The organism is Streptomyces sp. NPDC058221 (assembly GCF_042882365.1).
Classification (GTDB): domain Bacteria; phylum Actinomycetota; class Actinomycetes; order Streptomycetales; family Streptomycetaceae; genus Streptomyces.
Genome location: NZ_JBHVWF010000092.1, coordinates 1 through 16,680 on the forward strand (window position 1 = coordinate 1; position 16,680 = coordinate 16,680).

At 72.1% G+C, this 16,680-nt stretch carries 15 protein-coding genes; 7 read left to right on the forward strand and 8 right to left on the reverse strand.

What is annotated here, in order from left to right; translation table 11 throughout:
* From ACFVW8_RS25670 to ACFVW8_RS25680, 3 genes are all read right to left on the reverse strand, one after another.
* The coding region (locus ACFVW8_RS25670; RefSeq protein WP_389693873.1) for a phage holin family protein at positions 1-777 on the reverse strand (777 nt) is incomplete at its 3' end.
* A gap of 98 nt (positions 778-875) precedes the next feature.
* Positions 876-1,280, reverse strand: coding sequence for a hypothetical protein (locus ACFVW8_RS25675; RefSeq protein ID WP_389693875.1), 405 nt, complete (start codon positions 1,278-1,280; stop codon positions 876-878).
* 144 nt (positions 1,281-1,424) lie between these two features.
* Positions 1,425-2,864, reverse strand: a complete 1,440-nt coding sequence (locus tag ACFVW8_RS25680) for a gamma-aminobutyraldehyde dehydrogenase (protein WP_389693877.1) — start codon at positions 2,862-2,864, stop codon at positions 1,425-1,427.
* Positions 2,865-3,027: 163 nt separating this feature from the next.
* Here ACFVW8_RS25680 and ACFVW8_RS25685 point away from each other — a divergent pair, with 163 nt between their 5' ends.
* From ACFVW8_RS25685 to ACFVW8_RS25705, 5 genes are all read left to right on the forward strand, one after another.
* Positions 3,028-3,534, forward strand: coding sequence for an Lrp/AsnC family transcriptional regulator (locus ACFVW8_RS25685; RefSeq protein ID WP_389693879.1), 507 nt, complete (start codon positions 3,028-3,030; stop codon positions 3,532-3,534).
* On the forward strand, positions 3,519-4,898 hold the full coding sequence (locus tag ACFVW8_RS25690; RefSeq protein ID WP_389693881.1) for an aspartate aminotransferase family protein: 1,380 nt from the start codon (positions 3,519-3,521) through the stop codon (positions 4,896-4,898). The genes ACFVW8_RS25685 and ACFVW8_RS25690 overlap by 16 nt, the downstream gene beginning before the upstream one ends.
* 267 nt (positions 4,899-5,165) lie before the next feature.
* Positions 5,166-5,903 carry an ABC transporter ATP-binding protein gene (locus ACFVW8_RS25695; RefSeq protein WP_389693883.1) on the forward strand — a complete coding sequence of 246 codons (738 nt, stop codon included), beginning with the start codon at positions 5,166-5,168 and terminating at the stop codon, positions 5,901-5,903.
* Positions 5,885-7,069, forward strand: coding sequence for a hypothetical protein (locus tag ACFVW8_RS25700; protein WP_389693885.1), 1,185 nt, complete (start codon positions 5,885-5,887; stop codon positions 7,067-7,069). Before ACFVW8_RS25695 ends, ACFVW8_RS25700 begins: the two co-directional genes overlap by 19 nt.
* A 90-nt stretch (positions 7,070-7,159) precedes the next feature.
* Entirely contained in the window at positions 7,160-8,281 is a 1,122-nt protein-coding gene (locus ACFVW8_RS25705) for an LOG family protein (protein ID WP_389693887.1), read from the forward strand.
* A 25-nt stretch (positions 8,282-8,306) separates the two neighbouring features.
* Here ACFVW8_RS25705 and ACFVW8_RS25710 read toward each other — a convergent pair whose 3' ends face one another.
* Both ACFVW8_RS25710 and ACFVW8_RS25715 read right to left on the reverse strand, forming a co-directional pair.
* On the reverse strand, positions 8,307-9,458 hold the full coding sequence (locus ACFVW8_RS25710) for a glycosyltransferase family 4 protein (RefSeq protein WP_389693889.1): 1,152 nt from the start codon (positions 9,456-9,458) through the stop codon (positions 8,307-8,309).
* Positions 9,404-10,675, reverse strand: coding sequence for a glycosyltransferase 87 family protein (locus ACFVW8_RS25715; RefSeq protein ID WP_389693891.1), 1,272 nt, complete (start codon positions 10,673-10,675; stop codon positions 9,404-9,406). Before ACFVW8_RS25715 ends, ACFVW8_RS25710 begins: the two co-directional genes overlap by 55 nt.
* A gap of 142 nt (positions 10,676-10,817) precedes the next feature.
* On the opposite strand from ACFVW8_RS25715, the gene ACFVW8_RS25720 reads away from it, so the two are divergent.
* Both ACFVW8_RS25720 and ACFVW8_RS25725 read left to right on the forward strand, forming a co-directional pair.
* The gene (locus ACFVW8_RS25720; RefSeq protein WP_389693893.1) at positions 10,818-12,038 is read left to right on the forward strand and encodes a sensor histidine kinase; all 1,221 of its coding nucleotides are present in this window, start codon (positions 10,818-10,820) and stop codon (positions 12,036-12,038) included.
* Complete coding sequence (locus ACFVW8_RS25725; RefSeq protein ID WP_389693895.1) at positions 12,032-12,733, forward strand: response regulator; 702 nt, start codon at positions 12,032-12,034, stop codon at positions 12,731-12,733. Before ACFVW8_RS25720 ends, ACFVW8_RS25725 begins: the two co-directional genes overlap by 7 nt.
* Before the next feature lie 30 nt (positions 12,734-12,763).
* Here ACFVW8_RS25725 and ACFVW8_RS25730 read toward each other — a convergent pair whose 3' ends face one another.
* The 3 genes from ACFVW8_RS25730 to ACFVW8_RS25740 all read right to left on the reverse strand — a co-directional run bounded on the left by ACFVW8_RS25730 (position 12,764) and on the right by ACFVW8_RS25740 (position 16,606).
* Positions 12,764-13,789, reverse strand: a complete 1,026-nt coding sequence (locus ACFVW8_RS25730) for an ABC transporter ATP-binding protein (protein WP_389693897.1) — start codon at positions 13,787-13,789, stop codon at positions 12,764-12,766.
* 13 nt (positions 13,790-13,802) lie between these two features.
* The gene (locus ACFVW8_RS25735; RefSeq protein ID WP_389693922.1) at positions 13,803-15,416 is read right to left on the reverse strand and encodes an ABC transporter permease; all 1,614 of its coding nucleotides are present in this window, start codon (positions 15,414-15,416) and stop codon (positions 13,803-13,805) included.
* 86 nt (positions 15,417-15,502) lie between these two features.
* Entirely contained in the window at positions 15,503-16,606 is a 1,104-nt protein-coding gene (locus ACFVW8_RS25740; RefSeq protein ID WP_389693899.1) for a thiamine ABC transporter substrate binding subunit, read from the reverse strand.
* Positions 16,607-16,680: the final 74 nt, after the last annotated feature.

Consider the following 16,680-nt stretch of genomic DNA (forward strand, 5'->3'; position numbering starts at 1 on the left):
GCGCTGCAGTTCGAGTGCGCTCGCCGGCCTGCTGGAGACCACGATGTCGCCGGTCTCCTTCTCGTACCAGCGGAAGGCCGGGACGTCGTGGTTGCTGCCGTGCAGGATGCCGAGCTGGCTGGCGCCGGTCTGGCTGGACCAGTCGGTGCGCCACGGGGTCAGCCGGTGGCCTGCCCCGTCGGCCAGCCAGTGGGCCACGGTCGGCATCAGACCGTCGGCCGCGGCCTGCGCGAGGACGTCGTGGCCGACTCCGTCGAGCTGGATGAAGACGGTGCCGGGCGGGCTCCCGTCCGTGCCGTCGCCCGTGCCGCTGCGACGGCGGCGCCGGTCCGCGAGGCGCGAGAGCCGCCGCCGATAGGCGTTGTCGTCACGGACGGCGAGCGCGGTGGAGGTCGCCGAGGCGACCGCGGACATCACGGCCGCGACGACGACCGCCATCTGCGGGTCGGCCGCGCCGCGCCCGTCCGGGATGAGCCGCAGCGCGACCAGCAGCAGCGAGCCGTTGAGGAAGAAGACCAGCATCCCGAGGACGAGGGCCGGGACGATGAGCAGGGCCCGTACCAGCACCGGCCAGACGAGTGCGGAGAGCAGACCGAAGGCGCCCGCGCCCCATGCCGCGGTGAACGCGGTCTTGGTCACGCTGTCGCCGTCGTCCGACTGGAGCTGGAAGTCCGGCAGAATCCCGGCGAGCGCAAGCATCGTGAGCGTCGAGACCGCCCACACCACAATCACTCGCATCAGGGCGCTTCCGGCTCTTCGCCATCGCCCGTCACCCACGCCGCTGCCACCTCACGTCCGGGCCCTGCCGTTCCGGGCCCGGACCCAGCTTTTCACAGCGGGGCGGCAGCTCCGCCGACAGCTCCGGGCGGGCTCCGTCAGCAGCCGTCGTATCCGGCCGTGGGCATGGAGAGCCTGCGGTGCACACCGGCCTTCGTGCGGGCGCTGTAGCGCGGCTCGTCGAGACCGGCGATCTCCAGGCGCACACCGCGCCGCTCACACTCCTCGGTGAAGCGCGGCACCGAGGCGACGGCCCGTGCGAGCACCCGGTCGTTGGGTGCGACGAAGAGTTCGACCTGGCCGTCCTCGATGTCGGCCCAGAGCGCCCGGTGGTCGGGGCGCAGTCCGTACAGGCGCAGCTGCCGGGTGACGACGTAGCCCTTGCCGGCGGCCCAGCGGGCGCACATGTCGTGCTGACTGCGGGTGTCCACGAGGAACGGGTCGCTGTCGAGTTCCTCCAGCGGCGTGAGACTGGCGATGGCTGCCACTCGTACGTCCCCCATGGCCGTTCCCCCCGTGCTAGGCGTTCTGCGACCCTACTCCCCCGATTCCCGCACAAGAAGGCGCATGTCAGGACGGGAGGAGTGCACGGGAGCAGGTGCGCCGGCCGCCGGCGGCGGGGCGGGCGGCGCACCTGGCCGCAGCGGTCAGCCGTCCAGGGAGGTCATGACGTGCTTGATCCGGGTGTAGTCCTCGAAGCCGTAGGCGGAGAGGTCCTTGCCGTAGCCGGACTTCTTGAATCCGCCGTGCGGCATCTCGGCGACGAGCGGGATGTGGGTGTTGATCCACACACAGCCGAAGTCGAGGTTCTTGGACATCCGCATGGCACGGGAGTGGTCCTTGGTCCACACCGACGAGGCCAGGGCGTACTCCACGCCGTTCGCCCACTCCAGCGCCTGGGCCTCGTCCCTGAACGACTGGACGGTGATGACCGGTCCGAAGACCTCGTGCTGGATGATCTCGTCGTCCTGCTTGAGGCCGGAGACGACGGTCGGGGCGTAGAAGTAGCCCTTCTCGCCGACCCGGTGACCGCCCGCCTCGACCTTGGCGTGGGCGGGGAGCCGCTCGATGAAGCCGCTGACCTGCTTCAGCTGGTTGGCGTTGTTGAGCGGACCGTAGAGCACGTCCTCGTCGTCCGGCTGCCCGGTCTTCGTGTCGGCGGCGGCCTTGGCGAGGGCCGTGACGAACTCGTCGTGGATGGACTCGTGGACCAGGACGCGGGCCGCGGCCGTACAGTCCTGGCCGGCGTTGAAGTAGCCGGCGACCGAGATGTCCTCGACGGCCTTGGCGATGTCGGTGTCCTCGAACACGACGACCGGAGCCTTCCCGCCGAGCTCCAGGTGGACCCGCTTGACGTCCTTCGCCGCCGACTCGGCGACCTGCATGCCGGCCCGCACCGAACCGGTGATGGAGGCCATCGCCGGGGTCGGGTGCTCGACCATCGCGCGGCCCGTGTCACGGTCGCCGCAGATGACGTTGAAGACGCCCTTGGGCAGGATCTGCCCGATGATCTCGGCGATCAGCACGGTGGACGCCGGGGTGGTGTCGGACGGCTTGATGACGACGGTGTTGCCGGCGGCGAGCGCCGGGGCGAACTTCCAGACGGCCATCATCATCGGGTAGTTCCACGGCGCGACCTGCGCGCAGACGCCGACCGGCTCACGGCGCACGATGGAGGTCAGCCCCTCCATGTACTCGCCGGCCGAACGGCCCTCCAGCAGCCGGGCGGCCCCCGCGAAGAAGCGGATCTGGTCGACCATCGGCGGGAGTTCCTCGGTCCGGGTGAGCCCGACCGGCTTGCCGGTGTTCTCGGACTCGGCCGCGATGAGGTCCTCGGCGCGCTCCTCGAACGCGTCCGCGATCTTCAGCAGCGCGCGCTGGCGCTCGGCGGGCGTGACGTCGCGCCAGGCGGGGAAGGCAGCGGCGGCGGCATCCATGGCGGCATCGACATCGGCTGCTCCGGAGAGCGGTGAGGTCGCGTAGACCTCTTCCGTCACCGGGTTGACCACGTCGATGGTCCGCCCGTCGGCGGCGTCACGGAACTCTCCGTTGATGTAGTTGCGCAGACGGCGCACCTCGGTGGTCACAGCCGGCCCTCCTGCTCTGAAGTCCAATGGGTGAGACGTCCAGCGTAGTCGCTCGGGTAACGCTTTCGACATACCCAACCGCCGTGAACTTCGGATTCAGTGAGATCTGGCCCTCTCAACAACGAATTTCATCGATTGAGGGTTGCGAGACAGACGAGTCCCGGTGCACAGTGACTCCGTGGCCAGTCGCAGCGCAGACTCCAGGACCGGGAACGGATCGTCCCCAGCGGTCGATGCCGTGTCCCTCGCAATCATCGAACAGCTCCAGGAGGACGGGCGTCGTCCGTACGCCGCGATCGGCAAGGCCGTCGGCCTCTCCGAGGCGGCCGTGCGCCAGCGCGTCCAGAAGCTGCTCGACCAGGGCGTGATGCAGATCGTCGCCGTCACCGACCCGCTCACCGTGGGGTTCCGACGGCAGGCGATGGTCGGGATCAATGTCGAGGGCGACCTCGACCCGGTCGCCGAAGCCCTGTCGGCCATGGCCGAGTGCGAGTACGTGGTGATGACCGCGGGCTCCTTCGACCTGATGGTGGAGATCGTCTGCGAGGACGACGACCACCTGCTGGAGACGATCAGCAAACGCATCCGGGCCATTCCCGGCGTGCGCTCCACCGAGAGCTTCGTCTACCTCAAGCTCAAGAAGCAGACCTATATGTGGGGAACCCGATAGCCGTGAGCAAGGACCTCAGCCGGACCGCGTACGACCACCTGTGGATGCACTTCACCCGCATGTCGGACTACGAGAACGCGCCCGTTCCCACCATCGTGCGTGGCGAGGGCACCTACATCTTCGACGATCAGGGCAAGCGCTACCTCGACGGGCTGTCCGGCCTGTTCGTGGTCAACGCCGGCCACGGCCGGCACGAGCTCGCCGAGGCCGCGTACAAGCAGGCGCAGGAGCTGGCCTTCTTCCCGGTGTGGTCCTACGCCCACCCGAAGGCCGTGGAGCTGGCCGAGCGCCTCGCCGACTACGCGCCGGGCGACCTCAACAAGGTCTTCTTCACCACCGGTGGCGGCGAGGCCGTCGAGACCGCGTGGAAGCTGGCGAAGCAGTACTTCAAGCTCAAGGGCAAGCCGACCAAGTACAAGGTCATCTCGCGCGCGGTCGCCTATCACGGCACCCCGCAGGGCGCGCTGTCCATCACCGGCCTGCCGGCTCTCAAGGCACCCTTCGAGCCGTTGGTCCCCGGCGCGCACAAGGTGCCGAACACCAACATCTACCGCGCCCCGCTGTTCGGCGACGACCCCGAGGCCTTCGGCCGCTGGGCCGCCGATCAGATCGAGCAGGAGATCCTCTTCGAGGGCGCGGACACCGTCGCGGCCGTCTTCCTGGAGCCCGTACAGAACGCGGGCGGCTGTTTCCCGCCCCCGCCCGGCTACTTCCAGCGCGTGCGCGAGATCTGCGACAAGTACGACGTGCTGCTCGTCTCCGACGAGGTCATCTGCGCCTTCGGCCGGCTCGGCACGATGTTCGCCTGCGACAAGTTCGGCTACGTGCCGGACATGATCACCTGCGCCAAGGGCATGACCTCGGGCTACTCGCCGATCGGCGCCTGCATCATCTCTGACCGGCTCGCCGAGCCGTTCTACGAGGGCGACAACACCTTCCTGCACGGCTACACCTTCGGCGGCCACCCGGTCTCCGCCGCGGTGGGCCTCGCCAACCTCGACATCTTCGAGCGCGAGGGCCTCAACCAGCACGTCCTCGACAACGAGAACGCCTTCCTCACCACGCTGCAGAAGCTGCACGACCTGCCGATCGTCGGTGACGTCCGCGGCAACGGCTTCTTCTACGGCATCGAGCTGGTGAAGGACAAGGTCACCAAGGAGACGTTCAACGACGAGGAGACCGAGCGCGTCCTGTACGGCTTCCTCTCCAAGGCGCTGTACGACAACGGCCTGTACTGCCGGGCCGACGACCGCGGCGACCCGGTCGTCCAGCTCGCCCCGCCGCTGATCTCCGACCAGTCCACGTTCGACGAGATCGAGGGCATCCTGCGGTCCGTCCTGACGGAGGCCTGGACGAAGCTCTGACCGACCGTCCGGCCGAATACTCGATCGACTGCTCGACCGAGCCCGGCTTGACCACCGCTTGACCGTCCCCCGATGGTCCGTCAGCGGTCATTTCATACGGTCCACGCGGCCCGGATGCGCCCAATCGAGTGGGAAGAAGCGCACCCGGGCCGCGTGCTGTGCGCACACCGCGGTCCGAATCCTTACGGTGCCGAGTGACCGATCGGCCCCGCCTTCGTTCCCCCGTACGGGGGAACGGGATATCTGATCTGAACCGAGGTGTACGCCATGGTGGCCCCGCCGGACAACGACGTGATCTGGGCGCGTTCCCTGCACCACTCCCACAACGGCTCGCCCGCGCTCGGCGGGGTGTCCCTGGGGATCCGTGACGGCGAGATCCTCGCCGTGACCGGCCCGCGCGGCAGCGGCAAGACGACCCTGCTGCACTGCCTGTCCGGCCAACTGGTGCCCTCCCAGGGCGAGGTGTGGTTCAACAGCGTCCCCGTCCACACCATGGGCCCCCGGCTGCGCGAACGGCTCCGGCGCGACAAGTTCGGCTGGATCGCCCCCGAGCCCCAGCTCGTCCCCGAGCTGAACACCTGGGAGAACACCGCCCTGCCGCTGCTGCTGCGCGGCGTCTCGCACCGGGAGGCCAAGAAGGCCGCCATGGAGTGGCTGGAGCGCCTGGACATCGGCATGTGCGCCAGGAAGCGCCCGCACACCCTGCAGCAGAGCCAGCGGCAGCGGATCTCGGTGGCCCGCGCGCTGACCACCGCCCCCGCGGTGATCTTCGCCGACGAGCCGACCGCGACCCTGCACCGCACCGACCGCACCCATGTGCTGCGCACGCTGACCAGCGCGGCCCGCACGCACGGCATCACGGTCGTCCTCGCCACGCACGACGCGGAGATCGCCGCACTCGCCGACCGTGCGGTGCCGCTGCTGGACGGGCGCCGGGTCGCCACGGTCGCCCTGCCCGCCGAGACCGACACGAAGGGCCGCGCGGCGTGCTCGCTCTCCGTCTAGCCCGCGGTTCCCATCCACTGGTCCTGATGCGGCGGCTGCTGGTCGCGGCCGCCTCCGCCGGGGTCGGCTTCCTCCTGCTGTGCACCCTGGGGTACGCCTCCGGGCACCCGGCGCACTCCGCCGGCTCCGTGCTGCGGCTGCTGTGGTGCTTCGTCCCGCTGGCCGCCACCGTGCAGTTCGCGGTCGCGGTGGCCCGTACGGACCCGAGCACCCGCCCGCGCGCGGGACTGTCCGCCGTCGGCCTCGGACCGGTCCGGCTCAGTGTGCTCGCCGCGGTCTCCACCGCCGTCTCGTGCACCCTCGGCTCCATGGTGGCGCTGCTCTTCTTCCTCCATCTGCGCGGCGATCTGACGGGGCTGCCCTTCGACGGCGCCGCTGCCGCCCTGCTGGGCGCGGACGCGTCGCTGCCGCTGGCCGCGGTCGTACTCCTGCTGACGCTCGTGCCCGCCGCGGCGGCGACGGCGAGCGCGGTGGCACTGCGCGCCCGCCCGGTGCGGACCGCCGGTGTGCAGGACGGTACGCAGGATCTGGTGCCGGACGAGCACATCCCGGCCCCCGCCGCGCCGCCGACCGGACTGCCTTGGGGCGTCGCCCTGACCGCCGCCGGCCTCGCGGTCGAGGCGTACGCGAACCGCGGCTCGACCGGCAGTCCGTTCCCGCTCCCCGGAAAGCTCGACTCCACCCCGGCCTGGGTCCTGGTCGGGTGGACACTGACGGCGATCGGCCTCGCCACGGCCGGCCCCGGCCTGGCCTACCTCGCCGGACGGCTGCTCCAGGCAGTGCGCCCCGGAGCCGTACGGCTGCTGGCCGGCCGGGTGCTGATGGACGAGGCGCGCCGGATCGGCCGTCCGCTGGGCGTCGTCTGCGCGGTGCTCTCGGCGGTCATCGCCGCCTTCGCGCTGTACGGGACGGGCCCCCGGCCCTTCGGACCGCTCACCGCGCTCGGTGCCGTCCTCGTCATCGGCTGCACGACGGCGACGCTGCTGACATCCGCGCTGGAGGCGAGGCAGGCCCGCGCGGAAATGGCACAGGCACTGCTGCGGCTCGGCGCCCCGGCCTCGGCGCTGCGGGCCGCCACGGCGTTGCGCGCCGCCGCACTGCTGCTCGTGTTCGCGCCGCTGACCTGGGCCATCGCCGAGCTGGCCGCGCTGCCGCTGACCGGCTGACGGGGCGTCGCCCGGCGGCCCGGCGCCCGGTCGGGCCCGGCTGCCGGGCCGCCGCGAACCCGGCCGGAAGCCGGTCCGTAGCATGAGGGCGTGGAGAATCCGGACGAGAGCTTTCCCGCCCCCGGCGCCGAGATCGAGTCGCTCGCCGCCTTCGACGAGGCGGTCGCCGCCGGCTCACTGGCCGGGCACCGCGTCCAGTCCGTCGATCTGACGGACCGGACTGCCGCCCTGCTCGCCGCCGACACATCGGGCGCCGTCTTTCTCGGCTGCCCGATGGAGCCCGACGCGGCGACGAAGGCACGGGCCGACGGCGCGTTCGTCTTCCCTCCGGTACCCGGTCTTCCCTTCGACCCGTACCGAGGTCTGCTCTACTCCCCCGACGCGCTCTACGACGGGCTGGCGAAGGGCGGTTACGAGACCACCCCCGACGCCCTCGCCTACCGCTGGTTCCAGCGGACCCGGTCCAACGGTGACGCGTTCGCATCGATGCTGCGCGCGCTCCACGACGACGCGGTCTCCGACGCGCTGGACGAACTCCTTGTCGGGGCGCGCGTGGTCGGCGTGATGGGCGGTCACGCGACGGCCCGGGGCAGCGATGCGTACGCGGCCGCGGCCCGTCTCGGCCGGACTCTGGCCCGCAGCGGTCTCACGGTCGCCACCGGCGGCGGACCGGGTGCGATGGAGGCGGCGAACCTCGGCGCCTACGCGGCGCCGCACCCCGACGCGATGCTGGACAAGGCCTGCGAACTCCTCGCCGGTGTGCCCTCGTTCAGCCCTTCGGTCTCCGACTGGGCGCTGGCTTCCTTCGCCGTGCGGGAGCGGTGGCCGGACGGCGGCGACTCGGTGTCGATCCCCACCTGGTTCTACGGACACGAGCCGCCGAACCCGTTCGCCGATCACATCGCCAAGTACTTCGCCAACGCCCTGCGCGAGGACGGGCTGCTGGCCCGCTCGACCGCGGGCGTGATCTTCCTTCCGGGCGCGGCCGGCACCGTCCAGGAGATCTTCGACAGCGCCACCCCGAACTACTACGGTTCACGCGGGGAGCCGGTCCCGATGGTGCTGGTCGGCCGGGAGCACTGGACCCGGGAGCTGCCCGCGTGGCCCCTGCTGCGGGCACTCGCCGCGGACCGGCCGATGGAGTCCCGTATCGCGCTTGTCGACACGGTGGAGGAGGCGCCCGGGGAGCTCGCCAGGCTGTCGGCGAAGTAGCCGGGGCGGGGGCGCTGTTCACCGCTCACCCTCCTCCGTGCCCCGGCTCATCGGCCAGCAGCCCCGCCAGCCGCTCGTACGTCCCGTCCCAGCCCCACTCCGCCCGCACCCGGTCGCGCCCCTTCTCCCCCATCGCGGCGGCGGTGTCGCGGTCCTGGAGGAGGGCGATGAGCCGGTCCGCGATGGCCGGCACGTCCCGCCCGTCGACCAGGTGCCCGGTCACCCCGTCGCACACCGTGTCGGCCGCACCGCCCGAGTCCCCGGCCAGTACCGGCAGTCCCGCCGCTGCGGCCTCCAGGAACACGATGCCGAGGCCCTCCACCTCCAGGCCCCGGCGCCTGGTGCGGCACGGCATCGCGAAGACATCGGCCGCCGCGAAGAACCCCGGCATCGACGCGTGCGGATGCCCGCCTGCCAGGACAACCGCGTCGGCGAGCCCGGCCGCGTCCGCCGCACGGCGCAGGGAGCGTGCGCCGGGGCCGTCGCCGACCAGCAGCAGGGTCGTTCCCGGCACCGCCCGCCTGACCTCCGGCAGCGCGCGTACCAGCATGTCCTGGCCCTTGCGGCGGACGAGCCGCGCGGCGCAGAGGACCACCGGCCGGTCGTTCAGCCCGTATCGCCGGCGGACCGCGCTCTCCCCCGGGCTCGCGCGGAAGGCGTCGGCGTCCACCCCGGGCACCAGGCGCACCATCCGGCGCGCGGCCACCGGTCCGACGGCGGCGGCGATCGGCAGCCGGGTCGCCTCCCCGAGATGGGTGACGGTGTCCGTGACCGCCCCGATCCGCCGCAGGAGCGAACGGGCGCCCGGGGCGCGCGCCCACCACACCTCGTGGCCGTGAGTGGTGGCCACGATCCGCCGCACCCCGGCCTCCCGGCGCAACCGGTCCGCCATCAGGGCCAGCGGCGCGGCCGCGCCGAACCAGACGCGGTCGCAGCCGTACCGCCGGGCCAGAGCGGCGGCCCGGCCCGCGACGCGCGGCGTGGGCAGCAGCGTCCGGGCCCGGTCGCGGATCACCGGATAGGGCAGCGCGGCGTCGTGCACGGCGGCGCCGGGCTCGGACGAGGTGTAGACGACCACGGAATCGGCGGGAAAGCGGCTGGTCATCGCATGGACGAACGTCTCTATGCCGCCCTGGCGGGGCGGGAAGTCGTTGGTGACGACGAGAGTGCGGGCCATCGGGGCGTTCCTCCGAGGTCGGGTCGGATCGGGCCGCTGCGCTGCGCCCGGCCGCGTTGCGACGCGGCCCAGACGGCCAGGACCAGCGGATATACGAGGTAGCCGAAGCGGGTGGCGGGCATGAGGGCGGTGGCGAGGCCCAGCCCGAGGGCCAGCCGCAGTGCGGCGGCGGGCGCCGTGCCGGGTGGCCGGACGACCAGCGAACCGGCCACTGCCAGAGCGCAGCAGAGGAGCAGCACGAGGGCGACAGTCCGGCCTCCGGGCAGCCCGGCGGCGAGCAGATGTCCGGGGAAGGGGGTGGCGGCCGGTGACACGGCGTCGGTCAGGCCGAGCGGGTAGTCGACGACGTGCGTGCCGAAGGACCCCGGATCGCGGAGTGCCGCCGGGAGCACCAGTACGGCGGTGGTGAGCACCGCCACGAGGGCGCACCGCAGCGGCGCACCGCGCCCGGCGGTGCCGCCCCGGCGCATCGACATCAGGAGCACGACGGCTACGGGCAGCGCGGGCCAGGCCGTCCACTTGAGGGCGGCGGCCAGCCCGGTCACCAGTCCGGCGGCGACCGGCCTGTCCCGTCCGGCCAGTGAGAGGCCCAGGCACATGAGCCCGGCCACCGGAAGGTCGACGCCACCCACCGCCAGCGGCAGGGCGACGAGGGGGCAGGCTGCCAGCGGGAGCAGCGGCGGTCGCCTGGCGCAGAGTGCGAGTGCCCCGAGGAAGACGGCTCCGGTCCACAGCCGGGGATCGGTCAGCGGGCCCGCACCGAGGAGGGCGTGCGGAATCCCGAAGACCGCCATCGCGGGGAGGTAGGGGTCGAAGTCCGCCACCACCACGGGATCGGGGGCGTACGGAGAACCGGTCGTCAGCAGCAACTGCGCCGAGTGCGCGACGACTTCCACCTCCAGCTGGGCCCGGCCCATGAGCACGAGGACCAGCAGCGGCAGCCCCACCGCGCCGGTGGCCGCGAGCGCGGCCGCCGTACGGCGCCGCCCTCGGGCGGCCGGCCACACCGCGCTCGCGTATCCGACGGCGGCCGACGCACCCCAGATCCGGTGCGGGGCAAGTCCGGAGCACAGCGCGAGGAGCAGGGCCGCCGCGGCGCAGCCGGCCCACCCGGCCGCGCCGCGCCGCGGACCGGGACCGAACAGGGCCGCGCAGGCTCCGCGTTGCGAGAGGGGTACGGTCCCCGCGGCCGCCGCGGGACCTGCTGTTACGTCCATGAACCGAGGCTAGGAACGCGGCTCCCACGGCACGTCACACCGGAATCCGGTGTTCGCTCTCAACCCGTGGCATGAGACGCGGCGGGGAATTCCACCCCTGCTCCGATGCGCCGACGGCCTCCCGTGCCGAACAATCCTGGGTATGAACAGCACGATCACGCCCCGCGCCCGGGTCCAGCGGGTGCGCCTGTGGGCGCGCCGGTGGGCGGCGGCGCCCGCGTACCCATGGCTGACCGGGGGTGCGCTGACGCTGTTCGCGGCGGGGGAGCTGATCGCCGTTCCGGGTTCGGTGATCACCACGTTCGGGGTGCTGGTCTGCACGGCCTCCCTGATGTGGCGGGGCACGCGGCCCGCCGTCGGCTTCCTGACCGTCGGCGCGGCCCTGCTGAGCTTCGGGACCGACGGCAACATGGCGTACGCGACCGTGGCCGGCACCCTGATCGGCAGCTACACGCTGGGCCGGCATCGCGTGCAGCACCCGGCCCTGCTCGTCGTCGGCGGTGCGCTGGCCTCGCTCACGGTCAACCTCGTGCACATCGACCGCTGGGCACGCGCCGGATCGCCGGGGCTGCCCATGATCCAGGGCACCGACCGGTTCAGTCTCGGGCTGTACGCCGAGACGCTGGCGCTGACGGTGGTGATCCTGGGAGCCGTGAGCATGGGCGACGCGGTGCGCGCACGCGAGGAGACCCGCAAGGAGCGGGCCGATGCCCAGTCCAGACTGCTGGTGATGGAGCGGCGGCAGGCGGCCGAGGCGGAACGGGCCGCCATCGCAAGGGAGCTGCACGACATGATCGCCCATTCCGTCTCCATGATCGCCGTGCAGGCGGAGGGGGCGACCTACACCACCCCGGGGCTGTCCCCGCAGGCCAGGGACGCCTTCCAGCAGATCGCGGGGACGGCGCGTGCCTCGATGAGCGAGCTGCGGCGGATGCTCGGAGTGCTGCGCACCGACCGGGAGCCGGGTACGGCGACGGCCCCGCAGCCGACACTGGCCGGGCTGAACGACCTGGTGGAGCAGCACCGGGCGGTGGGGGGCACGGCCGAGCTGCGGATCAGCGGTGCGCAGCCGGAGCTGCCCCCGTCCTGGGAGCTGTCGGCCTTCCGCATCGTGCAGGAGGCACTGACGAATGTGCGCCGCCATGCCCCGGGGGCCCGGGCGGTGGTGGAGCTCGTCTACGAGAGCGGTCTGCTGGCCGTCCGGATCGGTGACGACGGGCCGGGGCCCCGCGCCCCGCTGGGCGAGGGCACCGGCCACGGACTGGTCGGGATGAACGAGCGGGCCGCGCTGCTCGGTGGCAGGCTCACCGCGGGCCGGGGCCCGGGCGGCGGCTTTCTCGTCGAGGCGGAGCTGCCGTGGTGATCCGGGTGATGGTGGCCGATGACCAGGCCGTCGTACGGACCGCGTTCGCCGGACTGCTCGCCACCCAGCCGGACATCGAGGTGGTGGGCGAGGCGGAGGACGGGACCGCGGCTGTCCGGATGGCCGCCGAGCACCGCCCCGATCTGGCGCTGCTCGACATCCGGATGCCGGGGCTGAACGGCATCGACGCGGCGCGCGAGATCATCGCGGGCTCCGGCGGTGCGACCAGGGCGCTGATGCTGACGACGTTCGGGCTCGACGAGTACGTGTACGACGCGCTGACGGCGGGGGCCAGCGGATTCCTGCTGAAGGACGCGACGTTCCCCGAACTGCTGCACGCGGTACGGGTGGTGGCCGAAGGCCAGGCGCTGCTCTCCCCGGACATCACCGGCCGGCTGATCGCGGAGTTCACCCGCCAGCGGGTCGCCGCTCCGCCCGCGCGCTCCGTCGAGGGTCTGACCACACGGGAGGTGGAGGTGCTCGTCCTGATCGCCCGGGGTCTGTCGAACGCCGACATCGCGGACCGGCTCACCATCACCGCCCACACGGTCAAAACGCATATCAACCGGCTGTTCGCGAAGATGGAGCTGCGGGACCGGGCGCAGGCGGTGATCCTCGCGTACGAACTGGGGCTGGTCGTGGCCGGGACCGGCGCGGGCCGGTCCCGGCCCACGGAGCCCGGCGCGGGCCGGTGAGCCCGACGCGGGCCGGTGAGCCGCGACCGGTCACAGCACGGCGGGCAGCACGACACTCTCCGACGCGTCGAAGGTGACGCCGACGACGGCGCCCTCGTCCGGTGTGCCGCGCAGCGGGCACTCGGCGTCCAGGGCCGGTCCGTGCTCGGGGTGCAGCTTCACGGCGACGTGGTTGCCGCGGAAGGTGCGCGCGGCCACGGTGCAGCGCAGACCGCCCTCCGGGTCGCCGATCAGTACCCCGGCCGGCCGCACCAGCAGATCGCAGGCCCCCTGCGGTGATCCGGCGGGCACCGGGACCTTGCCCCAGTCCGTATCGGCGGCCTCGCCGGTGACCGTCGCCTCCACCACGTTGTCGAAGCCGAGGAAGCGGGCGACGAAGGCCGATGCGGGACGCTGCCAGACCTCCAGGGGGGTGCCCACCTGGGCGATGCGTCCGTCACGCATCACGACGACACGGTCGGCCAGCGCGAAGGCCTCGCCCTGGTCGTGGGTGACGGCGAGCACGGTGGTGCCCAGCCGGGCGAACAGGGTGCGCAGTTCGACGACGAGGCGTTCGCGCAGGCTGCGGTCCAGCTGGCCGAGCGGCTCGTCCAGCATCAGCAGCTTGGGGCGGGGTGCGAGCGCGCGCGCCAGGGCGACACGCTGCTGCTCGCCGCCGGAGAGCGCGGCAATGGCCCGCCGCTCGGCGCCGGGCAGCCCCACCAGATCGAGGAGTTCGGCGACCTTGCGGTCCTGTTCGCTCCGGCTCACCCCGTGCATCCGCAGTCCGAAGGCGACGTTGGCGCCGACGTCGCGGTGCGGGAAGAGCTGGTGGTCCTGGAACATCAGGCCGAGCCCGCGCCGGTGCACCGGCACCCCGTCCTGGTCCGCGCCGTCGAGCAGGACCCGCCCGCCGTCCGGGTGCTGGAGTCCGGCGACCACCCGCAGCAGCGTCGACTTCCCGCTGCCGCTCGGCCCCAGCACGCAGACGATCTCGTGCTCGGCGACTTCCAGGTCGACCGCGTCGAGCGCCGTCCGGTCGCCGAAGCGCACGCCGGCCGATTCGAGTGTCAGCATCGTGTCAGCATCCCTAGAACTCTCCGGATCGGTCGGTGCGGATACGTTCGAGCAGCAGCAGCGAGAGGGCGCAGACGAGCATCAGAATGGTGCTGAGGGCCATCGCCTGGCCGTAGTTGAGATCCCCTGACCGCCCCAGCAGCCGTGCGACGGCGACCGGGAGCGTCGGGTTGTCGGGCCGTGCGATGAACACCGTGGCGCCGAACTCACCGAGCGACACGGCGAACGCGAAGCCCGCCGCGACCAGCAGTGCCCGGCGCACCAGCGGCAGGTCCACCTCGCGCCAGGCCCGCAGCGGTGAGGCGCCGAGCACCGCGGCCGCCTCCCGCAGCCGCCCGTCCACGGCACGCAGGACCGGCAGCATGGTCCGCACGACGAACGGCACCCCGACCAGCGCCTGGGCGAGCGGCACCAGGATCCAGGAGGTCCGCAGGTCCAGCGGCGGTCTGTCCAGGGTGATCAGGAAGCCGAAGCCGACGGTGACGGCGGAGACCCCGAGCGGCAGCATCAGCAGGGCGTCGAAGCCCCTGACCAGCCGCCCGGCCCGCCTGGTCAGCGCCGCCGCGGCCAGGCCCCCGACGACCAGGGCGATGGCCGTCGCGGCCAGGGCGTAACTCAGCGAGTTCCAGATCGCTTCGAGCGGCGCGACGAGGAACGTCCCGCTGTTCGCATCCGCCGACGCCAGCGCCCGGTAGTAGGCGAAGCCGTGGCCGCCGGACAGGTCCAGCGAGCGCTCCACCAGTACGCCGAGCGGCAGCAGTATCAGCACCAGCACGGTCAGCAGGACGCCTGCGAGCAGCGCCCACTGGCCCGCGCCGCGCGGCCTGCGGGCGGTCTGCGCCGGGTCGACCAGCTTCAGGGCGGTCTCCCTGCGCCGTACGGTCCAGGCGTGCACGGCGAGGATCGCGCCGACCGCGACGAACTGCACCAGCGTCAGCACGGCGGCCGTGGGCAGGGCGAGCAGCTGTGCGGTCTGCCGGTAGATCTCCACCTCCAGCGTGGAGAATCCGGGGCCGCCGAGGATCTGCACGACGCCGAAGGAGGTGAAGGTGAAGAGGAAGACCATCAGCGCAGCGGCAGCCAGGGCAGGGGCCAGCGCCGGAAGGGTGACGCGCCGCCAGGCGGCGAACCGCCCGGCGCCCAGGACCCGTGCGGCCTCCTCCTGGCGGGGGTCGAGCTGCGACCAGAGCCCGCCGACGGTACGCACGACGACGGCGTAGTTGAAGAACACATGGGCCAGCAGGATGGCCCACACCGTGGTGTCGAGCCGCACTCCCCACAGCTCGTCGAGCAGGCCGCCGCGTCCCAGCAGCGCCAGGAACGCGGTGCCCACGACGACGGTCGGCAGCACGAACGGCACCGTCACGACCGCCCGCAGCAGTTGCTTGCCCGGGAAGTCGAACCGGGCGAACACATAGGCGCCCGGCAGTGCGATCAGCAGCGTCAGCGCGGTCGAGGCGAGCGCCTGCCAGAGGGTGAACCAGAGGACGTCCTGAATGTCCGGCCGGGTGAGCACCTCGCCGAACCGGCCGAACTGCCAGACCCCGTCGGCCTTGAGCCCGCGTCCGACGATCGCGACGACGGGATAGGCGAAGAACAGCGCGAAGAAGGCGACGGGCACGGCCATCAGGCCGAGCCGCACCGCGCTCCCGCGCCGCGCCCGGGCGCGTGCGCCCTTCCCGCCCGCGCCCGGTCCGCGTACGGGAGTCTTCGCTACTTCACTACGAGCGAGGACCATGACTGGACCCACTGCTCACGGTTCTTGGCGATCGTGTCCGGGGCGACGGTCGTCGGCTTGTCGACAACTGCGCCGAACTTCGTGAAGAGGTCAGGCACCTTCGCCCCCTTGGTCACCGGGCTGACGAACATGTTGAGCGGCATGTCCTCCTGGAACTTCTTGCCGATCAGGAAGTCCAGCAGGGCCTTGCCGCCCGCCTCGTTCTTCGCACCGTCCAGCAGACCGGCGAACTCGATCTGGCGGAAGCACGTCCCGGTGGCGACCCCGGTCGGGGCGGTCTTCGGCTTCGGGTCCGCGTACAGCACCTCGACGGGCGGGCTGGAGGCGTAACTGACGACGAGCGGCCGGTCGGCCTTGGCCTTCCTGCCGCCCGCGGAGCCGGAGAACTCCTCGTTGTACGCCTGCTCCCAGCCGTCGACGACCTTGACGCCGTTGTTCTTCAGCTTCTTCCAGTAGTCCTGGTAGCCGTCCTGCCCGTAGGTGGCGACGGTACCGAGGAGGAAGCCGAGGCCGGGCGACGAGGTCGCGGCGTTCTCGGTGACGAGAAGGTCCTTGTACGCGGGCTTCGCCAGATCGGCGAAGGACGTCGGCGGCGCCAGCTTCTTGTCGGCGAAGTACTTCTTGTCGTAGTTGACGCAGATGTCACCGGTGTCGACCGGGGTGACCCGGTGCTTCTCCGCGTCCAGCTGCACGTCGGCTGCGACCTGGTCGATGCCCTTGGCCTTGTACGAGGTGAACAGGCCGTTGTCGAGGGCGCGCGAGAGCAGGGTGTTGTCGACGCCGAAGAACACGTCGCCGCGGGGCGAGCCCTTGGTCAGGATCTCCTGGTTGAGGGCCGCGCCCGCGTCCCCGCTCTTCAGCACCTTGACCGTGTAGCCGGTCTCCCGGGTGAACTCCTTCAGCACGCCCTTGGAGGCGTTGAAGGAGTCGTGGCTGACGAGCGTGACGGTCTTGGAGCCGGAGCTCCCGGTACTTCCTGAACCGGACGCCGAGTCGTCGGAGCTTCCGCATCCGGCGAGCGCGGTGGCGCCGAGCGCGGCGGCGACGGCCGTCACCGCGATCTTCTGGGTGGTGCTCATGTGATTCCTCCTGGGATGACCAGGAAGAGACGCGGCCCTGCCCGCACCGGCGGAGAACCGGAAGCGGGCAGGGC

What these genes read in the sequence shown, in the direction of transcription:
- ACFVW8_RS25720 (WP_389693893.1), top strand. Translation starts at nt 10,818, where the DNA reads ATGAACAGCACGATCACGCCCCGCGCCCGGGTCCAGCGGGTGCGCCTG.
- ACFVW8_RS25715 (WP_389693891.1), bottom strand. Translation starts at nt 10,675, where the DNA reads ATGGACGTAACAGCAGGTCCCGCGGCGGCCGCGGGGACCGTACCCCTC.
- ACFVW8_RS25730 (WP_389693897.1), bottom strand. Translation starts at nt 13,789, where the DNA reads ATGCTGACACTCGAATCGGCCGGCGTGCGCTTCGGCGACCGGACGGCG.
- ACFVW8_RS25675 (WP_389693875.1), bottom strand. Translation starts at nt 1,280, where the DNA reads ATGGGGGACGTACGAGTGGCAGCCATCGCCAGTCTCACGCCGCTGGAG.
- ACFVW8_RS25740 (WP_389693899.1), bottom strand. Translation starts at nt 16,606, where the DNA reads ATGAGCACCACCCAGAAGATCGCGGTGACGGCCGTCGCCGCCGCGCTC.
- ACFVW8_RS25695 (WP_389693883.1), top strand. Translation starts at nt 5,166, where the DNA reads ATGGTGGCCCCGCCGGACAACGACGTGATCTGGGCGCGTTCCCTGCAC.
- ACFVW8_RS25735 (WP_389693922.1), bottom strand. Translation starts at nt 15,416, where the DNA reads ATGGCCGTGCCCGTCGCCTTCTTCGCGCTGTTCTTCGCCTATCCCGTC.
- ACFVW8_RS25710 (WP_389693889.1), bottom strand. Translation starts at nt 9,458, where the DNA reads ATGGCCCGCACTCTCGTCGTCACCAACGACTTCCCGCCCCGCCAGGGC.